Origin of the sequence: Mesorhizobium sp. M4A.F.Ca.ET.050.02.1.1 (assembly GCF_003997725.1) — a bacterium.
In the GTDB taxonomy this organism is placed as follows: domain Bacteria; phylum Pseudomonadota; class Alphaproteobacteria; order Rhizobiales; family Rhizobiaceae; genus Mesorhizobium.
This window is the reverse complement of the sequence record NZ_RZSG01000062.1, coordinates 1-15,460: the sequence shown is the minus strand read 5'-3', so window position 1 is coordinate 15,460 and position 15,460 is coordinate 1. Positions and strand designations below refer to the sequence as shown.

The 15,460-nt window shown below is 61.2% G+C and carries 14 protein-coding genes, 3 pseudogenes and 1 riboswitch; of the genes and pseudogenes, 8 read left to right on the top strand and 9 right to left on the bottom strand.

What is annotated here, in order from left to right; all coding sequences use genetic code 11:
- Nucleotides 1-16: 16 nt before the first annotated feature.
- The 5 genes and pseudogenes from sctQ (at nt 17) to EOA33_RS07595 (ending at nt 3,888) form a co-directional block, all read left to right on the top strand.
- Nucleotides 17-1,132 (top strand): type III secretion system cytoplasmic ring protein SctQ, encoded by a 1,116-nt coding sequence (sctQ, locus tag EOA33_RS07615; protein ID WP_127405358.1) that lies wholly within the window; start codon nt 17-19, stop codon nt 1,130-1,132.
- A pseudogene (gene sctR, locus EOA33_RS07610) lies at nt 1,125-1,775 on the top strand (type III secretion system export apparatus subunit SctR); the annotation flags it as partial. The gene sctQ and the pseudogene sctR, both read left to right, overlap by 8 nt.
- 21 nt (nt 1,776-1,796) lie before the next feature.
- Nucleotides 1,797-2,066: a flagellar biosynthetic protein FliQ gene (locus tag EOA33_RS07605; RefSeq protein ID WP_126056221.1), complete on the top strand. Its 270-nt coding sequence runs from the start codon at nt 1,797-1,799 to the stop codon at nt 2,064-2,066.
- 9 nt (nt 2,067-2,075) lie between these two features.
- Nucleotides 2,076-2,891: a type III secretion system export apparatus subunit SctT gene (sctT, locus tag EOA33_RS07600; protein WP_127405356.1), complete on the top strand. Its 816-nt coding sequence runs from the start codon at nt 2,076-2,078 to the stop codon at nt 2,889-2,891.
- Nucleotides 2,892-3,060: 169 nt separating this feature from the next.
- A complete protein-coding gene (locus EOA33_RS07595; RefSeq protein ID WP_126059217.1) occupies nt 3,061-3,888 on the top strand; it encodes a DUF1445 domain-containing protein in 828 nt (275 codons plus the stop codon).
- A gap of 70 nt (nt 3,889-3,958) precedes the next feature.
- Here EOA33_RS07595 and EOA33_RS07590 read toward each other — a convergent pair whose 3' ends face one another.
- The 8 genes from EOA33_RS07590 to EOA33_RS41490 all read right to left on the bottom strand — a co-directional run bounded on the left by EOA33_RS07590 (nt 3,959) and on the right by EOA33_RS41490 (nt 10,772).
- The gene (locus EOA33_RS07590; RefSeq protein WP_348628224.1) at nt 3,959-4,741 is read right to left on the bottom strand and encodes a hydroxymethylpyrimidine/phosphomethylpyrimidine kinase; all 783 of its coding nucleotides are present in this window, start codon (nt 4,739-4,741) and stop codon (nt 3,959-3,961) included.
- On the bottom strand, nt 4,711-5,316 hold the full coding sequence (locus EOA33_RS07585) for a thiamine phosphate synthase (RefSeq protein ID WP_127405355.1): 606 nt from the start codon (nt 5,314-5,316) through the stop codon (nt 4,711-4,713). The genes EOA33_RS07590 and EOA33_RS07585 overlap by 31 nt, the downstream gene beginning before the upstream one ends.
- Nucleotides 5,313-6,086 carry a thiazole synthase gene (locus EOA33_RS07580; protein WP_127405354.1) on the bottom strand — a complete coding sequence of 258 codons (774 nt, stop codon included), beginning with the start codon at nt 6,084-6,086 and terminating at the stop codon, nt 5,313-5,315. The genes EOA33_RS07585 and EOA33_RS07580 overlap by 4 nt, the downstream gene beginning before the upstream one ends.
- A gap of 2 nt (nt 6,087-6,088) precedes the next feature.
- Nucleotides 6,089-6,286 (bottom strand): sulfur carrier protein ThiS, encoded by a 198-nt coding sequence (thiS, locus tag EOA33_RS07575; protein WP_126056217.1) that lies wholly within the window; start codon nt 6,284-6,286, stop codon nt 6,089-6,091.
- Nucleotides 6,255-7,256 carry a glycine oxidase ThiO gene (gene thiO / locus EOA33_RS07570; RefSeq protein ID WP_127405353.1) on the bottom strand — a complete coding sequence of 334 codons (1,002 nt, stop codon included), beginning with the start codon at nt 7,254-7,256 and terminating at the stop codon, nt 6,255-6,257. The genes thiS and thiO overlap by 32 nt, the downstream gene beginning before the upstream one ends.
- Complete coding sequence (gene thiC, locus EOA33_RS07565) at nt 7,253-9,088, bottom strand: phosphomethylpyrimidine synthase ThiC (RefSeq protein WP_126056215.1); 1,836 nt, start codon at nt 9,086-9,088, stop codon at nt 7,253-7,255. The genes thiO and thiC overlap by 4 nt, the downstream gene beginning before the upstream one ends.
- 103 nt (nt 9,089-9,191) lie before the next feature.
- A riboswitch (TPP riboswitch) is annotated at nt 9,192-9,308 on the bottom strand.
- A gap of 121 nt (nt 9,309-9,429) precedes the next feature.
- Entirely contained in the window at nt 9,430-9,657 is a 228-nt protein-coding gene (locus tag EOA33_RS07560) for a hypothetical protein (RefSeq protein WP_245454713.1), read from the bottom strand.
- Nucleotides 9,658-10,319: 662 nt separating this feature from the next.
- Entirely contained in the window at nt 10,320-10,772 is a 453-nt protein-coding gene (locus EOA33_RS41490; RefSeq protein WP_348627213.1) for a hypothetical protein, read from the bottom strand.
- Nucleotides 10,773-11,679: 907 nt separating this feature from the next.
- Between EOA33_RS41490 and EOA33_RS40335 the strand changes: the two are divergent.
- From EOA33_RS40335 to EOA33_RS07540, 3 genes and pseudogenes are all read left to right on the top strand, one after another.
- A pseudogene (locus EOA33_RS40335) lies at nt 11,680-12,202 on the top strand (SMC-Scp complex subunit ScpB).
- A 533-nt stretch (nt 12,203-12,735) separates the two neighbouring features.
- Nucleotides 12,736-13,386 carry a DUF433 domain-containing protein gene (locus EOA33_RS07545; RefSeq protein WP_126057624.1) on the top strand — a complete coding sequence of 217 codons (651 nt, stop codon included), beginning with the start codon at nt 12,736-12,738 and terminating at the stop codon, nt 13,384-13,386.
- Nucleotides 13,387-13,390: 4 nt separating this feature from the next.
- A complete protein-coding gene (locus EOA33_RS07540; RefSeq protein WP_126057625.1) occupies nt 13,391-13,768 on the top strand; it encodes a DUF5615 family PIN-like protein in 378 nt (125 codons plus the stop codon).
- 21 nt (nt 13,769-13,789) lie between these two features.
- On the opposite strand, the pseudogene EOA33_RS07535 reads toward EOA33_RS07540, so the two are convergent.
- Nucleotides 13,790-15,460, bottom strand: a pseudogene (locus EOA33_RS07535) (DNA-binding protein); the annotation flags it as partial.

The following is a 15,460-nucleotide window of genomic DNA, read 5'->3' as shown; positions in this document are numbered from 1 at the left end:
ATCTGTGACTGTGACTATGGATGTGATGCCTCAAGCCTTCGCCCCGGCAAAAACGAAAGCGCGGGTAAAACCAGCGAAACGCACGACCACACAGTCGCGCATTGGCGAACGGCTGACGCTGGAATCTGTTGCGGCTGTGGACGTTGGCGCATTGAACGCCTTCTACCGCCGCCGTGCTCCCGCCGAGATAACGATTGCAGGAAAGGCGGTGGCGATCGCCGCCGCCTGGTCGGCGTCGAACCCTGAGAACCAGCAGCTGTGGACCATCGCGTTCATGGTCGGAGACACGACGGGTAAATTGCGCCTGCCGCTTTCCGTCGTTGAACAGGGCTTCGCCAGGGCCGACGACCTAGCCGACATGAAACGATTGGCGCCCGCCCACGCCGCACTGCTGTTGGAGGCCGCGTTCGAAGTCGATCTCGAATGGATCGAGGGCAGACTGGGTGGGACGATCACGATCACCTCGGTCGCACCAGGAGACACCACTCCGGACGATCCCTCATTCGCCTTTGTCCTGACCGGCAAGGATGAAACCATAGTCTGCGTCCTGAACACCAAAGACGCAGGCCTGGCGGCGCGGTTCGGCCGCCTTCTCGACGAGCTCGGCAAGGCGAGGCCGCCGATCCCAGCCGAATTTCCGCTGCCGGTCTGCCTTCGGCGTGGCCCGCTTGCGATCACCCTTGGCGAGCTTCGAAGCCTGCAGGCTGACGATGTGGTGCTTTTCAAGGACGCGGAAGAGGAACGCATGGCGGCACTCATCATTGCCGAGCGCCTTTATGCGCCGGTGGCGTTGACCGCCGGCGGGCCGCAATTGCTTGCCGCGCCGACTGCAATCGCTGGATCGAATTGGGAGTGGAGCATGAACCAGAACACGCCGCCGCCGGCCGGCCAGACTTTGGAAGAGTCGACCCTGGACGAGCTGCCGGTCGCACTCGCCTTCGAGATCGGCCGCACGGCAATGCCTCTGGGCGAAGTAAGGCAGCTTGCGCCCGGTGCAGTGGTTGCGCTCGCCGATGTGACGGAGGCGAATGTGGACATCATCGCCAACGGCAAGCGTGTCGGCCGTGGCGAGATTGTGCGCATCGGAGAAAGCCTGGGCGTGCGAATCCTCCGCATGTTCGACAATGCTTGAGAATTCGCCCAACCTGCTCGGCATTCTGATCGCCGTCGGCTTCGTCGGGCTGCTGCCGCTGGCGGTCGTCACGATGACGGGCTTCCTGAAAATCTCGGTCGTGCTGTTTCTGATCCGCAATGCGCTCGGCGTCCAGCAGATGCCTCCCAATCTTGTACTCTATGGTATAGCGCTCGTGCTCACGGTCTACGTCACGACGCCGTTGCTGAGCGAGATGTCGGGGCGGCTTCAGGAGGGGCAGGTCCAGTTCCAGACCACGGATGATCTGGCCAGGGCGGCACAACTGGTCAGGGAACCGTTGCAACGACACCTTATGAAATTCACCCAGCCGCAAGAGCGGCAGTTCTTTCTCGATGGAACGACCCGCCTGTGGCCGGAACAGGCGCGCCAGAATCTCAAGGACGACGATCTCTCGATCCTTGTTCCCGCCTTTGTCGCCTCCGAGCTGACCCGTGCCTTCGAGATCGGCTTCCTGCTTTATCTCCCTTTCCTCATCATCGACATCGTCGTCGCCAACGTCCTGATGACGCTGGGTATGATCATGGTCTCGCCGGTCCTCATTTCGATCCCGCTGAAACTGTTCCTTTTCGTCGCCATCGATGGCTGGTCGCGGCTGATGCATGGCCTCATCCTGAGCTATGGCTGACGCCGCCGGGGGTTTTGCATGAGCAATGACTTCATCCTGGCGAAGGTCCAAGGCGCGCTTTGGACGGTGCTGTTCGCGTCCAGCCCGGCGATCATCGCGGCGCTGGCGGTCGGCATCCTTGTCGGACTTGCCCAGGCGCTGACGCAGATTCAGGACCAGTCCTTGCCGCAGACGATCAAGCTCGTCGTGATCCTTTTGGTCATCATCGTCTTCGGTCCGCTGCTTGGCCAGCAGATCGCCGAGCAGGCCTCGACGGCGCTGGACGAGTTCCCCGTCGTCACGCGTTGAGGCGCGCCGATGCCGGTCGAACCACTCTTCGCATCCATCAAGGAGCTTCAGTTCTATCTGCTGGCAGGCGCATTCGCGCTCGCACGCATGACCGGTTTCATGCTGCTGATGCCGCTCTTTTCGCGGGTGCCGCTATCCGGGCTTCTGCGCAACGGCGTGGCTCTGGCGCTGGCCGTTCCGGTCTTTCCGATGATCGTGAACAAACTGACGAACACCGACATTACGACGACGATGATCGTCGTCTACATGCTCAAGGAGGTCGTAGTCGGAGTAACGCTCGGGCTGGCGATGGGCATACCGTTCTGGGCGGCGGAGGCCGCCGGCGATATCCTTGACCTGCAGCGCGGCTCGACGATGGGGACGCTGATCGATCCGATGATGACCCACGAGACGAGTGCCACCGGCACCTTGCTCGCGGTCATCATGGTCACGGTCTATCTGGCCGCCGGCGGCTTCGAACTTTCCCTGACCAGCCTCTATGACAGCTATGGTCTTTGGCCGATCGACCAACTCCTGCCCGTCTTCAGCAAGGATGCTGCCGCGATATTCCTCGGTCTGCTGAATCGCATCCTGATGATGGCGCTGACGCTCGTCTTCCCGCTCATCATCTGCATGCTCTTGTCCGACATTGTGCTTGCCTTCCTGGCACGCGCTTCGCCACATCTGAACGTCTTTGCGCTTTCGCTGGTGGTCAAGACGCTGGTCTTCAGTCTCGTCTTCGTGCTCTACGCGGCGTTTCTGCTGTTTTACATGAATCGGGACCTTGGCTTCCTGCACGAAGCCGGCCGCCAGATAGAAGCTATTGGCTGCCGCAGTTGTCAGTGAACAGAAGCTTTATTCGCAAACGCTAATGATAACGACAGCCACGATTGGCCGACCAATAAATACAATTTATCATTGAGGAAAGATTCTGACGATTTGACAAGCGGTCGACCCGCCGATGATCTTACGCGCTCTCGACGTGCCGCTGAACGTGCATCTCCATTGGAAGCCAATGCCTCGCCAGATCACTTCATTGTTCTATGACAATTTGCGACTGGTCGATGCGGATAGGCTGCGCAGGCTGGTTAGGATGGGTGCCTATGAAGGGCACACAGGAGGGCTTGCGCGCGGCAAGCTCCAGGCCAATGTCGTGATAGTGCCCCGCAGCTTCGCTGGCGATTTCCACCGGTTCTGCGTGCGCAACCCAAAACCGTGTCCATTGGTGGGCGTGAGCCGAGCCGGCAGTCCATTGCTCCCGGCATTGGGCGATATCGACATCCGCACCGATGCCCCCCAGTACAACATCTATTACTTCGGGGAGCTGATCCGCCAGAAAACGGACATCATCGATCTGTGGCGAGAAGACTTTGCCGTTTTCGCGCTGGGCAGTTCGCTTACCGTCGAAGCCGCCTTTGCCGGGAAGGGCATCCAGCTCCGCAGCATCGGATGCGGCAAAGCCTTGCCCAAATTCCGAACCAGGATCGAGACGCTTGGCGTCGGCCCGTTTGGTGGCGAAATGGTCGTCTCCATGCGCCCGATAAGGCGTTGCGACGTCGACAAGGTTCGCGCCCTCACCGCACGCTTCCCGCATGCACACGGCTCTCCCATCCATGTCGGAGAGCCGACGATTATCGGGATAAAGGACTTGATGGCTCCCGACTGGGGCGATGCGGTCGAAATCATGGACGGGGAGGTCCCTGTATTTTGGGCCAGTAGCCTGACCGCCCAAGATGCGCTCGCTCGTGCCGAACTCGAAATCTCGATCACCGTGTCGCCGGGGCACATGCTGATCACGGACTTGGATGCACGAGCAGATGCGGGCGCTTTCAAGGTCTTTTAGCAAGCGCAGGGTGGCCATCTTCGATCTTTCAAGAGGTCGAGACTGCGCGGACCCCACATAAAGCCCCCCGTCATTCGGCTGCATGCTCTTGCAGTCTCTCGAATACAAAAAGCTTGCCTTTACGCGCGCTGTCCTCAAGCGGGTGCGCCTTTGCCAGGTGCGCCGCAATGACGCTGGCCAGCATGCAGCCCGTCCCGCGCATCGATGCGGCAAGGCGCGGCGTGTCGAAACGGATCGGTTCTTGATTGGAGCGCAACAGGATATCGGTCGATCGGGGTCCCGAAGCATGACCCCCCTTGATCAACACGGCCTGCGCACCAGCGCCCAGCAAGTCCTGACTCTGCCTGACCGCGCCACCCTCGTCGGCAGCGCACTCAGCGCCCACAAGCAGCGCCAGTTCGAAGAGGTTGGGCGTGATCAGGCGGCAAAGTGGCATCAGGTCGCGCTTCATGACGGCGATGGCGCCGGCTTCCAGCAGCACCCTGCCTGATGTTGACGCCAGCACTGGGTCGAGTACTGCCGGAACCCCTGGATTTTCACGTAAAACGGCTGCAACGGCAACGACGGTCTCAGCCGTCGCGAGCATGCCGATCTTAATCGCCTCTACCCTGTTCGCCTGCAGCGCGGCGTGCATCTGCTTGGCCACCAGCCAGGGTGGCGAATTGTGGATTTCCATGACGGCGTCGTGCGTCTGCACGGTTAGCGCGGTGACAGCCAGGCAGGTGCGCACACCAATGGAACACATCGTCTCGATGTCGCGTGCAATCCCGGCGCCTCCGCTGGAATCCGATCCGCCAACGACAAGCACATGTGGGTCTTGCCCTAGCGCCATCGTTCTGTCTTTTCGATCCATTCCCGCGTGCGCGCCTCGGAATTGGCATTCAACGTGATGTCGGTGACCACTGCTGCGCTGTCAGCACCAGCAGCGAAGACACCGCCGAGCCGGTCGGGGTCGAGGCCGCCGATCGCGACCAACGGGATCGGCGCGACCCGGCGCTTCCATTCGCTGATCCGCTCCAGCCCTTGCGGCGCCCATTTCATCTTCTTCAGTATGGTGGGATAGACCGGGCCGAGCGCGATGTAGTCAGGCCTGGCGGCCAGGGCCGTTTCCAGTTCGGCATGATCATGCGTGCTGAGGCCGAACCTCATGCCGGCTGCCCGTATCCGTGCGAGGTCGGCGGTCTGCAAGTCCTCCTGGCCGAGATGGACGAAGTCGCAGCCTTCCTCGATTGCCAGGCGCCAGTGGTCGTTGACGATGAGCTGGCATTGGTGCTCGGCGCATAAGGCCTTTGCCTTGCGGATTTCGGCGCGCAACCCGGTCTCGTCCCTGGTCTTGATGCGCAACTGAACCAGCCTGACGCCGACCGGCACCAGCCGTTCGATCCAGGCGGCGCTATCGACGATCAGGTAGAAGGGATCGAGCTTCATGAGAAAACCGCCCTGCCGAATGTCGGCGTCGACGGCATCGCGACCTCGCGCGGTTCGAGCATTCCCGAGCAGAACGCTTCGCGGCCGGCATCGACCGCCTTGCCGAATGCGCGCGCCATGCCGACCGGATCGGCCGCCTTAGCGACCGCCGTGTTCAGGAGCACGGCGTCAAAGCCGAGTTCCATCACGGTTGTCGCGTGCGACGGACGTCCAAGTCCGGCATCGACAATCAACGGAACGTCGGGGAAATGCCTGCGCATCGAGCGCAGCGCCGGGATGTTGACCGGCCCGAGGGCTGAACCGATCGGCGCGCACCATGGCATCAGGACCTTGCAGCCAGCCTCCAGCAGCCGCTCGGCGACGACGAGGTCGTCGGTGGTATAGGGGAATACCGAGAAGCCATCCTCGCACAAGATACGGGCGGCTTCGACAAGGCCGAATACGTCCGGCTGTAGTGTGACGTGGTTGCCGATCACTTCGAGCTTGATCCAACTCGTCCCGAACACTTCGCGCGCCATGCTCGCAGTCGTGACCGCTTCCTTGATGGAGTGGCAGCCGGCGGTGTTGGGCAGGATTTTCGTGCCGAGCGATCGGATCAGCGACCAGAATTTTTCGCCGGCCTTGCCGCCCGCCATCTCCCGCCGCAAGGAGACGGTCACCACCGACGCGCCCGACGCGTGAACTGCATCGGCAAGGATGGCCGGCGAAGGATATTGCGCCGTGCCGAGAAGCAGGCGCGAGGGAAGCGTCGTTCCCAGAAGCTCCAACATCGCTAGCCTCCCTGCATCGGCGAGAGGATTTCGATCCGGTCGCCGTCGCTCAGTTGGAATGCTGCCCGGCTGGCTTTGTGCACGAGGTCGCTGTTGACGGCCGTGGCCAGCCAGTCGCCCTCATAGTCGAGTGCTGCAAGCAGCGCCGCCAGCGTCGTGGTTGGGGTCTCAAGCGCTTCGCCGTTGACGATCAGTTTCATGTGTAGACTCCAAAGGTTTGTCCTGACTGAAGACAATCTCGGCCGCCTCGCGCGCCATGGTGGGTGCCAGCAGAAAGCCATGGCGATAAAGTCCGTTGATCGCGATCGTACTTCCGTGAGTCTCGACACGCGGCAGGTTGTCGGAAAAAGCCGGGCGAATGCCGACGCCGGTCTCAACGATACCAGCCTCGCCGAATGCCGGATGCAGAGCGCAGGCAGTGCCAAGCAACTCCATCACCGAACGGACTGTGATCGGTCCCCCGGACTGGCTTTCGATCATCGTCGCGCCAACCATGAAACGGTGGTCGGCGCGCGGCACGATGTAGAGCGGAAAGCGCGGATGAAGCAGCCGGACCGGGCGCGACAGCGAGACGTCGGGGGTGTGCAGGATCAGCATCTCGCCGCGAACACCGCGCAGCCTGCCGTTGACAGCGGCCATTCCCGTGCAGTCGATCTGGCGATCGAAACCGGAAACCCGCCCGGCGTCGGTACCGAAGCGGAATGAGACGTCCATGGCTGCGAGCCTGTTGTGGAGTGCCGTCATCGCCTGGCGCGGGTCGAGATGAGCCTCCTCGGGGAAAAGCAGTCCACGGCGGAAGCGACCGGCGAGGTCGGGCTCCAGCAGCGCGATTTCGTCTTCGTCGACACGCCGATGGCCTGACGTACGGCTGGCGAAGCGGTCAAGCTCGCCCGCATCGCGCAGCGCTGCCACAACCAGCGTTCCGGCCCGTGTCACCTGGCCGGGCAACACCGCCTCCCACCAGTCGGCGGCGTCGCGTCCGTGATCCAGCACCGGCTGCTCGGCGCTTTCACGCTCGCACCAGGGCGCCAGCATGCCGCCGGCGAACCAGGACGCATTGCCGCCAAGGCCGCGCCTTGTCTCCGCAACCGTCACCGTCGCGCCGCGGATGGCGAGCTCGAAGGCGGCGGTGAGGCCGGCGACGCCGGCCCCTCTGACCAGCACCTTCATGACCGCTCACGCCCCTGTGGTATGGGCGGTGCGCCGATCTCGTCCGCCGGCACGTAGAGATCGCCGCCTTCGCGATATTTCGCCGCCATCGCCGCCATGCCCTCTTTCTGCGCCTCGGCGCGGATGTCGTGGGAAATGCGCATGGAGCAGAATTTCGGCCCGCACATCGAGCAGAAATGCGCCAGCTTGTGCGCCTCCTTGGGCAAGGTCTCGTCGTGGAACGAGCGCGCCGTTTCGGGGTCGAGCGACAGGTTGAACTGGTCTTCCCAGCGGAACTCGAACCGCGCGCGGGAAAGGGCATCGTCCCTGACCTTCGCCGCCGGATGGCCCTTGGCGAGATCCGCGGCATGCGCAGCGATCTTATAGGTGATCACGCCGGTCTTGACGTCGTTGCGGTCGGGCAGGCCGAGATGTTCCTTCGGCGTGACGTAGCAGAGCATTGCCGTGCCGAACCAGCCGATCATGGCAGCACCTATGCCGGAGGTGATGTGATCGTAGCCCGGCGCGATGTCAGTCGTCAGCGGCCCCAGCGTATAGAACGGCGCCTCGCCGCAGACGGCGAGCTGCTTGTCCATGTTCTGCTTGATCTTGTGCATCGGCACATGACCGGGCCCCTCGATCATCACCTGGCAGTCCTTGGCCCAGGCGATCTGAGTCAGCTCGCCTAGCGTTTCCAGCTCGGCGAACTGCGCGGCGTCGTTGGCGTCGGCGATCGAGCCCGGACGAAGCCCGTCGCCGAGCGAGAAGGACACGTCGTAGGCGCGACAGATGTCGCAGATCTCGGCGAAGTGTTCGTAGAGGAAGCTCTCCCGGTGATGGTGCAGGCACCATTTGGCCATGATCGAGCCGCCGCGCGAGACGATCCCGGTCACCCGGTCGACGGTCAGCGGGATATAGTGCAGCCGCACGCCGGCGTGGATGGTGAAATAGTCGACGCCCTGCTCGGCCTGCTCGATCAGCGTGTCGCGATACACCTCCCAGGTCAGGTCCTCGGCGATGCCGCCCACCTTTTCCAGCGCCTGGTAAAGCGGCACCGTGCCGATCGGCACCGGCGCATTGCGCACGATCCATTCGCGAATGTTGTGGATGTTGCGGCCCGTGGAAAGATCCATCACCGTGTCGGCGCCCCAGCGGATCGCCCACACCATCTTCTCGACCTCTTCGGCCATCGACGAGGTGACGGCGGAGTTGCCGATATTGGCGTTGATCTTGACCAGGAAATTGCGGCCAATGATCATCGGCTCGCTCTCGGGATGATTGATGTTGGCCGGAATGATCGCCCGTCCGCGCGCCACTTCGTCGCGCACGAATTCCGGCGTGACGAAGTCGGGGATCGCCGCGCCGAAGGCTTCGCCGTCGCGCTTAAGCTTGCCGCGCAGGGCCTCGCGGCCCAGATTCTCGCGGATCGCGACGAACTCCATCTCGGGCGTGATGATGCCGGCGCGCGCATAGGCAAGCTGGGTCACCGCCTTGCCGGCCTTGGCCCGCAGCGGCCGATTGCGGACCGGAAATTCCGGCGTCAGGCGCTCGCCCGTCGCGAACCCGTTGTCTTCCGGCCGCACGTGGCGGCCGTCATAGGCCTCGACATCTCCGCGCGCCGCGATCCAGTCCTGCCGAGGCCGGGCGAGGCCCCTTTCGATGTCCGTTTCGATCGCAGGGTTGGTATAGGGGCCGGAGGAGTCATAGACCGTCACCGGCGGCTCGCCGGCGGTCGGATGGACGGCGATCTCGCGCATCGGCACCCTGATCCGCGGGTGGAGGCTGCCTTGCTTGTGGATCTTGCGTGAGGCGGGCAGCGGTCCCGTCGACACGGTGGGGGTGAGGGCATTCATCTTGAGGCTCCTTTGCTCATGCATTGGAGACCCAGTTCTGTGCCGGAAGGATGAAAAGACGCTTTGGTCGCCCTGCCGAAACAGGACCTCGGGCATAGACTCCCGCGAAGCGCTTGCACCGTCCCTACGCCAGTATGAACTGGATCAGGTTCAACGGGTCACTGCGCCGCGAAAGCCAGCAGTATCTCAGCCCCTTACCGGGACTCCCCTGGTGAATGCCTCAAGTTGAATGGGCCGGTGCTGCTTTGTCAAGCGCCTTCGGGCGCCTTCGGGCGCCTTCGGCCGGTGGCGACGTCCGGCGGCCGGCCGAGCGGAGAGCTCGCGCATGCATCGGGGACAAGTCACGCCCCGTAGACCAGGGCTGGAATGGCCAAAGTCTCATTCGCTTCGTGAAGGATGGAAAAACTGTATCGGCCATGTGCGTCGAGATCGACCGAGTAGCTCAGGCGGTCACGGATGTGGTTATCCTGGTCGAAGGCGACGATTTGCGGCTTCAGCGAGGTGATTTGCACCACGTCCAGGTAGATGGAGTTGCAGATATGATCTGGTCGTCGGGCTGGCAGGTGCAAGCGGCCGCTCTATTCAGGATGCGGCATCGGCGGCGTTCCCGATACCAATGATATCTTGCGGGCAACTTATGCAATCACCGGCTTCGTAAAACCCGACGGCGGCGGCCGTGTCCTGGCGCTGAGGATGTGCCGCTGTTCCAGCAGAGAAATCGCGTGGGCGCGGAGTTTTCGCTCTGCGAGGAAGAGTTGACGCAATCGTTTAGCTTGCTTGCAGTTCGTAGAGACCCGCCTTTGAAAGCAACTAAGCTATTGCATTGATATGTTGGTGCGCGATCGATCGCTACATAGCCGGCCGCCATTATCCGAGTATTGATCCGCCGGTGTTCGTGTTGCCGTATATGGCAATCCCTGCGAGATCGTCGCGGCCGGATCGGCCGCACCCTCTAGTCATAAAAGGGGAAGCGACCGAGAATTCCGCTGCCGAAAACTTCTCTGGCTTGGCTATGCATGCGGTAGATGAGATCGCCGCCTACCGCGACCTGGTCGAGGAAGGCATCGACGCCCAGTTCGGACAGCCTGGTTATCGCAATGCGTTAGCGGCTCAGACTTGCGGTCTCGAGAGCGGCCTTTGGGGGTCACCTCTTTTTTGTTTCAGAGGTTGGAAGACGGCTGCTCGTTACCCAATAGAAATGGCGACTACGGAACGCGATCGATCGCGGCCATCAGGAAACACCTGTCTTCGGCTCAACCTCGACATGGCGTCCGATCGACCGCAGATATACAGCTATCTCGTCCATGAGATGATCGCGTTCGCCGTAGATCTCAGCAATCCTGCGCAGCTGTGGCTCGACGGACCTCCGTTGCGCCGGCGTCAAATCAGCATCGCCAAAGACATATCCCAAGTTGCCAATCGCGCAAATGTTGCAGCCGGCCTCCACAACTGCTTGCACGAATGCCGGAATGTCTTTTTCTTGCATAGTCTTCATGTCGAACCTCTCGTGAATGGCGTGCTTGCGCGCCCATGCTGCCTTTTCAGCGTGTCCTCTGGGCGGCGCAAGCCTTGAGCGTAATTGTGCCGGGCAACCTCGACTATCCCGTCTGCCACGCTCTTTAGAGTCGGTGGGGTCTGGTGATTGCAGGCTGGGCCACTCAAAAGCCTGCAAGAAGAAAGTCATGGCGACCATTGCTCAAGATCGCGAGGGTGCGTGCAAGACCTTCCGTTGGCAGTCATGCACGCTCACCCAGCAACTGGGTATTGAGCAACTGGGTCTCACGTCGCGGGTCTCGTGTGCTTCACAGCCGAAAATAAGGTACCACCGTGGCTATTCTCAAGTGCAGGCTACCTCTTCAGGACACGGCGGAGTGCCTTCCGACGCACCCCTGGTGCAACGTGCGACCTAACGAGACACATCTCGTTCGCGTTCCCTCGACCTTTCTTCGTATTGCTGCTTGCCCTGCGATTTCAGGCCCTCTGCTAGCTTCTCGGCCGCTCTTTGGCCTGCAATGTCACTATTCAAGATCATATCCGACATCCCTGGATGGTCATAACCGTAATGCGCATGCAGTTTCCCTCACGAGCAGCGCCTATCCGTCGATTAGTTCGTCTTCCGGAACCCGAAGCCCTTTTTATCCGGCGTACCTATCCACCATTCAACCGGTATACCTTTCCCAACTTTGGCGGACCATTTACCTCAGGCATGATCATCTCGCGTGACATTTTTTTTTGGCGCCATCATCGCACGTGGCATTTTCTAAAAACCAAGACGTGTCAATTTGTAAAATCAAGGATGCGGCCGCGCCCGTTGCGAGGATTTGCAGGTAGCTCTTCAGCCCCAACACGATGTGTGAGGCGGCGGTGGAAAAGGCAACCGACGGCGTCGACGCGTCCTTTGATGATCGCAAGCGATATGCTTCGTCGCGAGCCCAGATTGCGGTCTCGGGCACAAGGCGAGATCACAGTTCTGCGATCTGTGGTAACGCGAGCCCGCAAAGCGCCGCTGCGGCCACCGCTTTTGGAATCTGGACGAGATTCGTCGTCGTCTGAGATCAGTTGATCGAGCAGTTCGCGCGCGCGGGACGCGCTTGCGGTGCAGTCTCTCCCGCGAGCTCGCCCGTGACCTTCTCATCGACGACATCCGAGAGCTGCGCGGACGGCCCTATGACCTCGTCGCTGTCGCCGGCGGCTGGAAGCACCTGACACGGCCGGCCTATGCCGATGCCATCCGCGCCTGCGGAAGCAGCGGGCGTGCCGTGGACCTGACGTGGTCGGACGTGCTGATGCTGATGTGCATCGGCACTTCCAGCCGATTACCCGCGCCGAATTGTCGTCGGTTTTCGGGAAGTAATCAGTCGCGACCTGATCGGCCATCTGCGGCACCGGCCTGATCGCGTCGAACCCGCGCAGTCCGACGCCCGGCGCTCCCTACACCTATGTGACGACAAAAGCGTCCTGCTCGAGTTCGGCCTCGACACGCTTCGCGATCTCCCGGACTGCGAGGCGCTCGAGGATGCCGGGCTGCTGAGCAGAGATGAGCTGCTTGCTGGTGAAATTATGCCAGAGTTGGCTAGTGGCCATGAGGATGCGGGTTTGGATACGGAGGAATAGCTTGGCGCTGCAGACGCTGTGGCCACCGGGCTTGCGAGTGCTTCCAGCTTTCCATAGCGAATCTAGCGCGCCCAAGGGCGTCCGAAATTTGTAGGCAAATTTCGGACATGGACACGGTCAGCGACGTCAAGCAGGCAGCGGTATGCGGCCTCTGCACCGCTGTCGCCCAAAAATTCGTGGCCATGGGCAAGCCCCACTTGAGACCCCCAGAGAGAACGCTCGTGAGCGATGGAAACGGTTTTGGTCCAAAGCTTGATACAGATGGCCTGCAGATGGGTGTAGGGTTTCAAAGCGCTCGAAGACGCGCCTTCGCAGAGTTAAAAGTCCGCGACGAACTCGTGTGTCGTTTGTCGCCAACTGCAAATTCGATAGTTAGCGCAATTATACTGCGCCGAGTCTGCCATCTCGAGCCCCAAGGGTTTGTGAGGCCTCTCGGCTCACCACCGCCTTTGCTAACCGCCGTGATTCCAAAGACGCGTGCCTTTACGGAGGGGGTCAAACGGCCTATATTATTCTTTATAAGGAGAAGAATAATGGGCACACTTGCTCGCATCTACACCCCCGCAGAGGCAGCCGCCGTCAGCGGGATAGGAATCAAGGCCGTGCACAATGCGATCGACAAACGCATTGTCGATACTGTGCCAAGCACTGCTCGGCGCATCGGTGGGGTCGTCCGACGGGCATTGACCGGCGAGGATTTGCTGCGGCTCAAGCTTTGGTATGGCGTGGGTGCGACATTGCCCGCTGATCGTCGCTACCGCCTGTTCGAGGAAATCAAAGCTGCCCCAAGGGCCAAGACCGTAAGGGCCGACGACCTGCTGATCGTCGACGTCGCCGAGGCACGTAAACAGCTCAAAGCGCGCATCGTGGATCTTGATGAAGCGGAGGCCGCCATCGGCCGCGTTAAAGGGGTGATGGGCGGAGAGCCTGTCTTCAAAGGAACCCGCATCCCTGTTCGTATGATCACGACGATGCTAGCGCAGGGCGCAGATGAAGCGGAGGTTCTGGAGGGATATCCGAAGCTAACGCCGCGCGTGATTGAGCTCGCCAGAATGTGGGTCGCCGCGCACCCGGTTCGTGGGCGGCCTAAGAAGCTGGTCGAGCAGGGCGTGAAAATAAAGTCGTCGAAGCGCGTGGTTTTGAAGGGCGACCCAGGTCCGTCGGCCAGGTCGAGACGCGTGTGACCTCGTGAGGTTTCTGATCGATGAGTGCCTGCACACGTCTCTGGTTGCGGTAGCCCAAGAACGCGGACATGAAGCAAACCACGTCAACTGGCTTGGGCTAAGCGGCGAAACCGACTGGGACCTCATGCCGCTCATTATCGATGAGGATTTCACCTTCGTCACCAACAATGCTAAGGACTTCAGGAAGCTCTATGCCAAAGAACCGGTTCACGCCGGCCTGATTATCGTCGTCCCTCAGGTCGGGCCTGAAAAACAGAGAGAGCTCTTCGATGCTCTCCTCGAGGATCTTGGCCCAGAGGAATTCCTGATTAATGAAGTTATCGAAATCGAGATCGAAAACGGCATTGCAATCGTAACACGATACGATCTGCCGTCGCCCTAGCTGAGGCTGCGCGATCTCCGCTTATGACCGACCCGGTTGCCAGTCGCTCATCTGCAAAATGTTACCGCCGAGTTTTGCAAACGCGCGTTGGCGGCAGGAGAAAACGAGAATCTGCTGATCGTGTGATTGACGATGCAAAGCGTCGAACATGCGCTCGATGCGGTCGTCATCGGAATAAACCAAAGCGTCATCCAGGATAACCGGTGTGGGTCGGCCGTCGCGGGCAAGCAAACGGGCGAAGGCCAGACGTGTCAGAACCGAAAGCTGTTCTCGCATGCCGCCACTCAACCTATCGACATCCTCATCCTGACCATTGCGGCGAACGGTCTGTGGCAACAGTGTGTTCTCGTCGAACACTATGGAGATGTCATCGAATAGCAATCCAAGCAGCGGTCGCAGCTCGGACATGACCGGCTTCAGATAAAGATCGCGTGCCGTCGAGCGCGCAGCGACCAGCGTCGTGCGCAGCCGGTCGAGGACGGCTTTTTCGAATTCGAAGCGTCTCGCTCGCTCTCCAGCGATTTCCAATTTTTCTGTGGCCTCGCGCAAAGCTTCTTCCACCGCGTCGTCGGACCGAGTGCGAATATGGCCATTGAGATCGGCCAGGGTTACACGCAACTGACTTGCTTCCTGTGTGGCGGCATCCTGAACCGAACGGGCGCGGCGCAGAACGGCTTCAGCGCTGGTGAGATCGCGAGCGCCGTCGCGCAGGGGAGCAGCGCGCATTTCGGCCGCTTCGCGCAGCTTTTGTCGTGCGGTGGCCTCGGTGAGCAGCAAGCGCCCCTTTTCCTCGCGCGCTGCATCGGGTCCCAATATGACCTCGAGGCTGGTCAGTTCCGCCTGGATGGTGACATAAGCCGTCTCCGCAGCCATGACAGCCTCGTCGGCATGGCTGCGCAAAGGCAAGGCCTCGCGCACGCTGTTGCGTGTTGTCGCCACACGCTGCTCGGCTGCGGCATGATGTTGCCGGATCTGTTCTGGATCGACTTTGAGTTCGAGGTCCCCGGCCCCGAGGGCACTCAGACGAGCAAGCTCCTCGTGTAATTGCTGTATCCCCTTGGGCGCGAGATCGGCAAGTCGCTGACGCGCCAAGCCCAGTTCGGTAGCTTTGTCGCGCGCTTCCACTAGGCGCTGGCGTGCCGTCCTGAGGCTATCGACACCGAGGGACGCAAGCAGGCTGCGGTGCTTCGCTTCGGCGTCTTCGATGGTCCGGTCGGCCTGCTGCGGCCGATTCGATCGCAGGGTCAAGGCTCCGATGCCGGCAATATCCAGGCGTACGGTGCCAGCAAAGCTTTGGTCTTCTGCATGGGGCAAGGGCTTGGCATCGATGGTCACCAAATCGGCGGCGCCGTCCCGGTATTCCATGCATAGCGTCGGCAGGGTTGCCAGGTGAGCTGCACGAAGGCTGGCGATCTCGATTTCGAGCGCCTGGAGTTGCTCGACAGCTTGTTCCGGCACCGCCAGCATCGCCAGTGCTGCCTCTCCATCTTCGATCTGGGTTCTGGCGACTTCGGCTTGTTTCAACCGGTTGTCCGAGCCGGCCAGTTGTTCGGCAGCGTCACGCGCCAAAAGAGTCGCATCCAGCCGCGCGAGCAATTCGCGTGCTTCGCGCTCTTCCAGTTCGGCTGCTTGAACTTCGCCCATCGCTTGTTCGTTTTCGGCAATGGCAGAAGCGCGCCGATCGAGAACCTC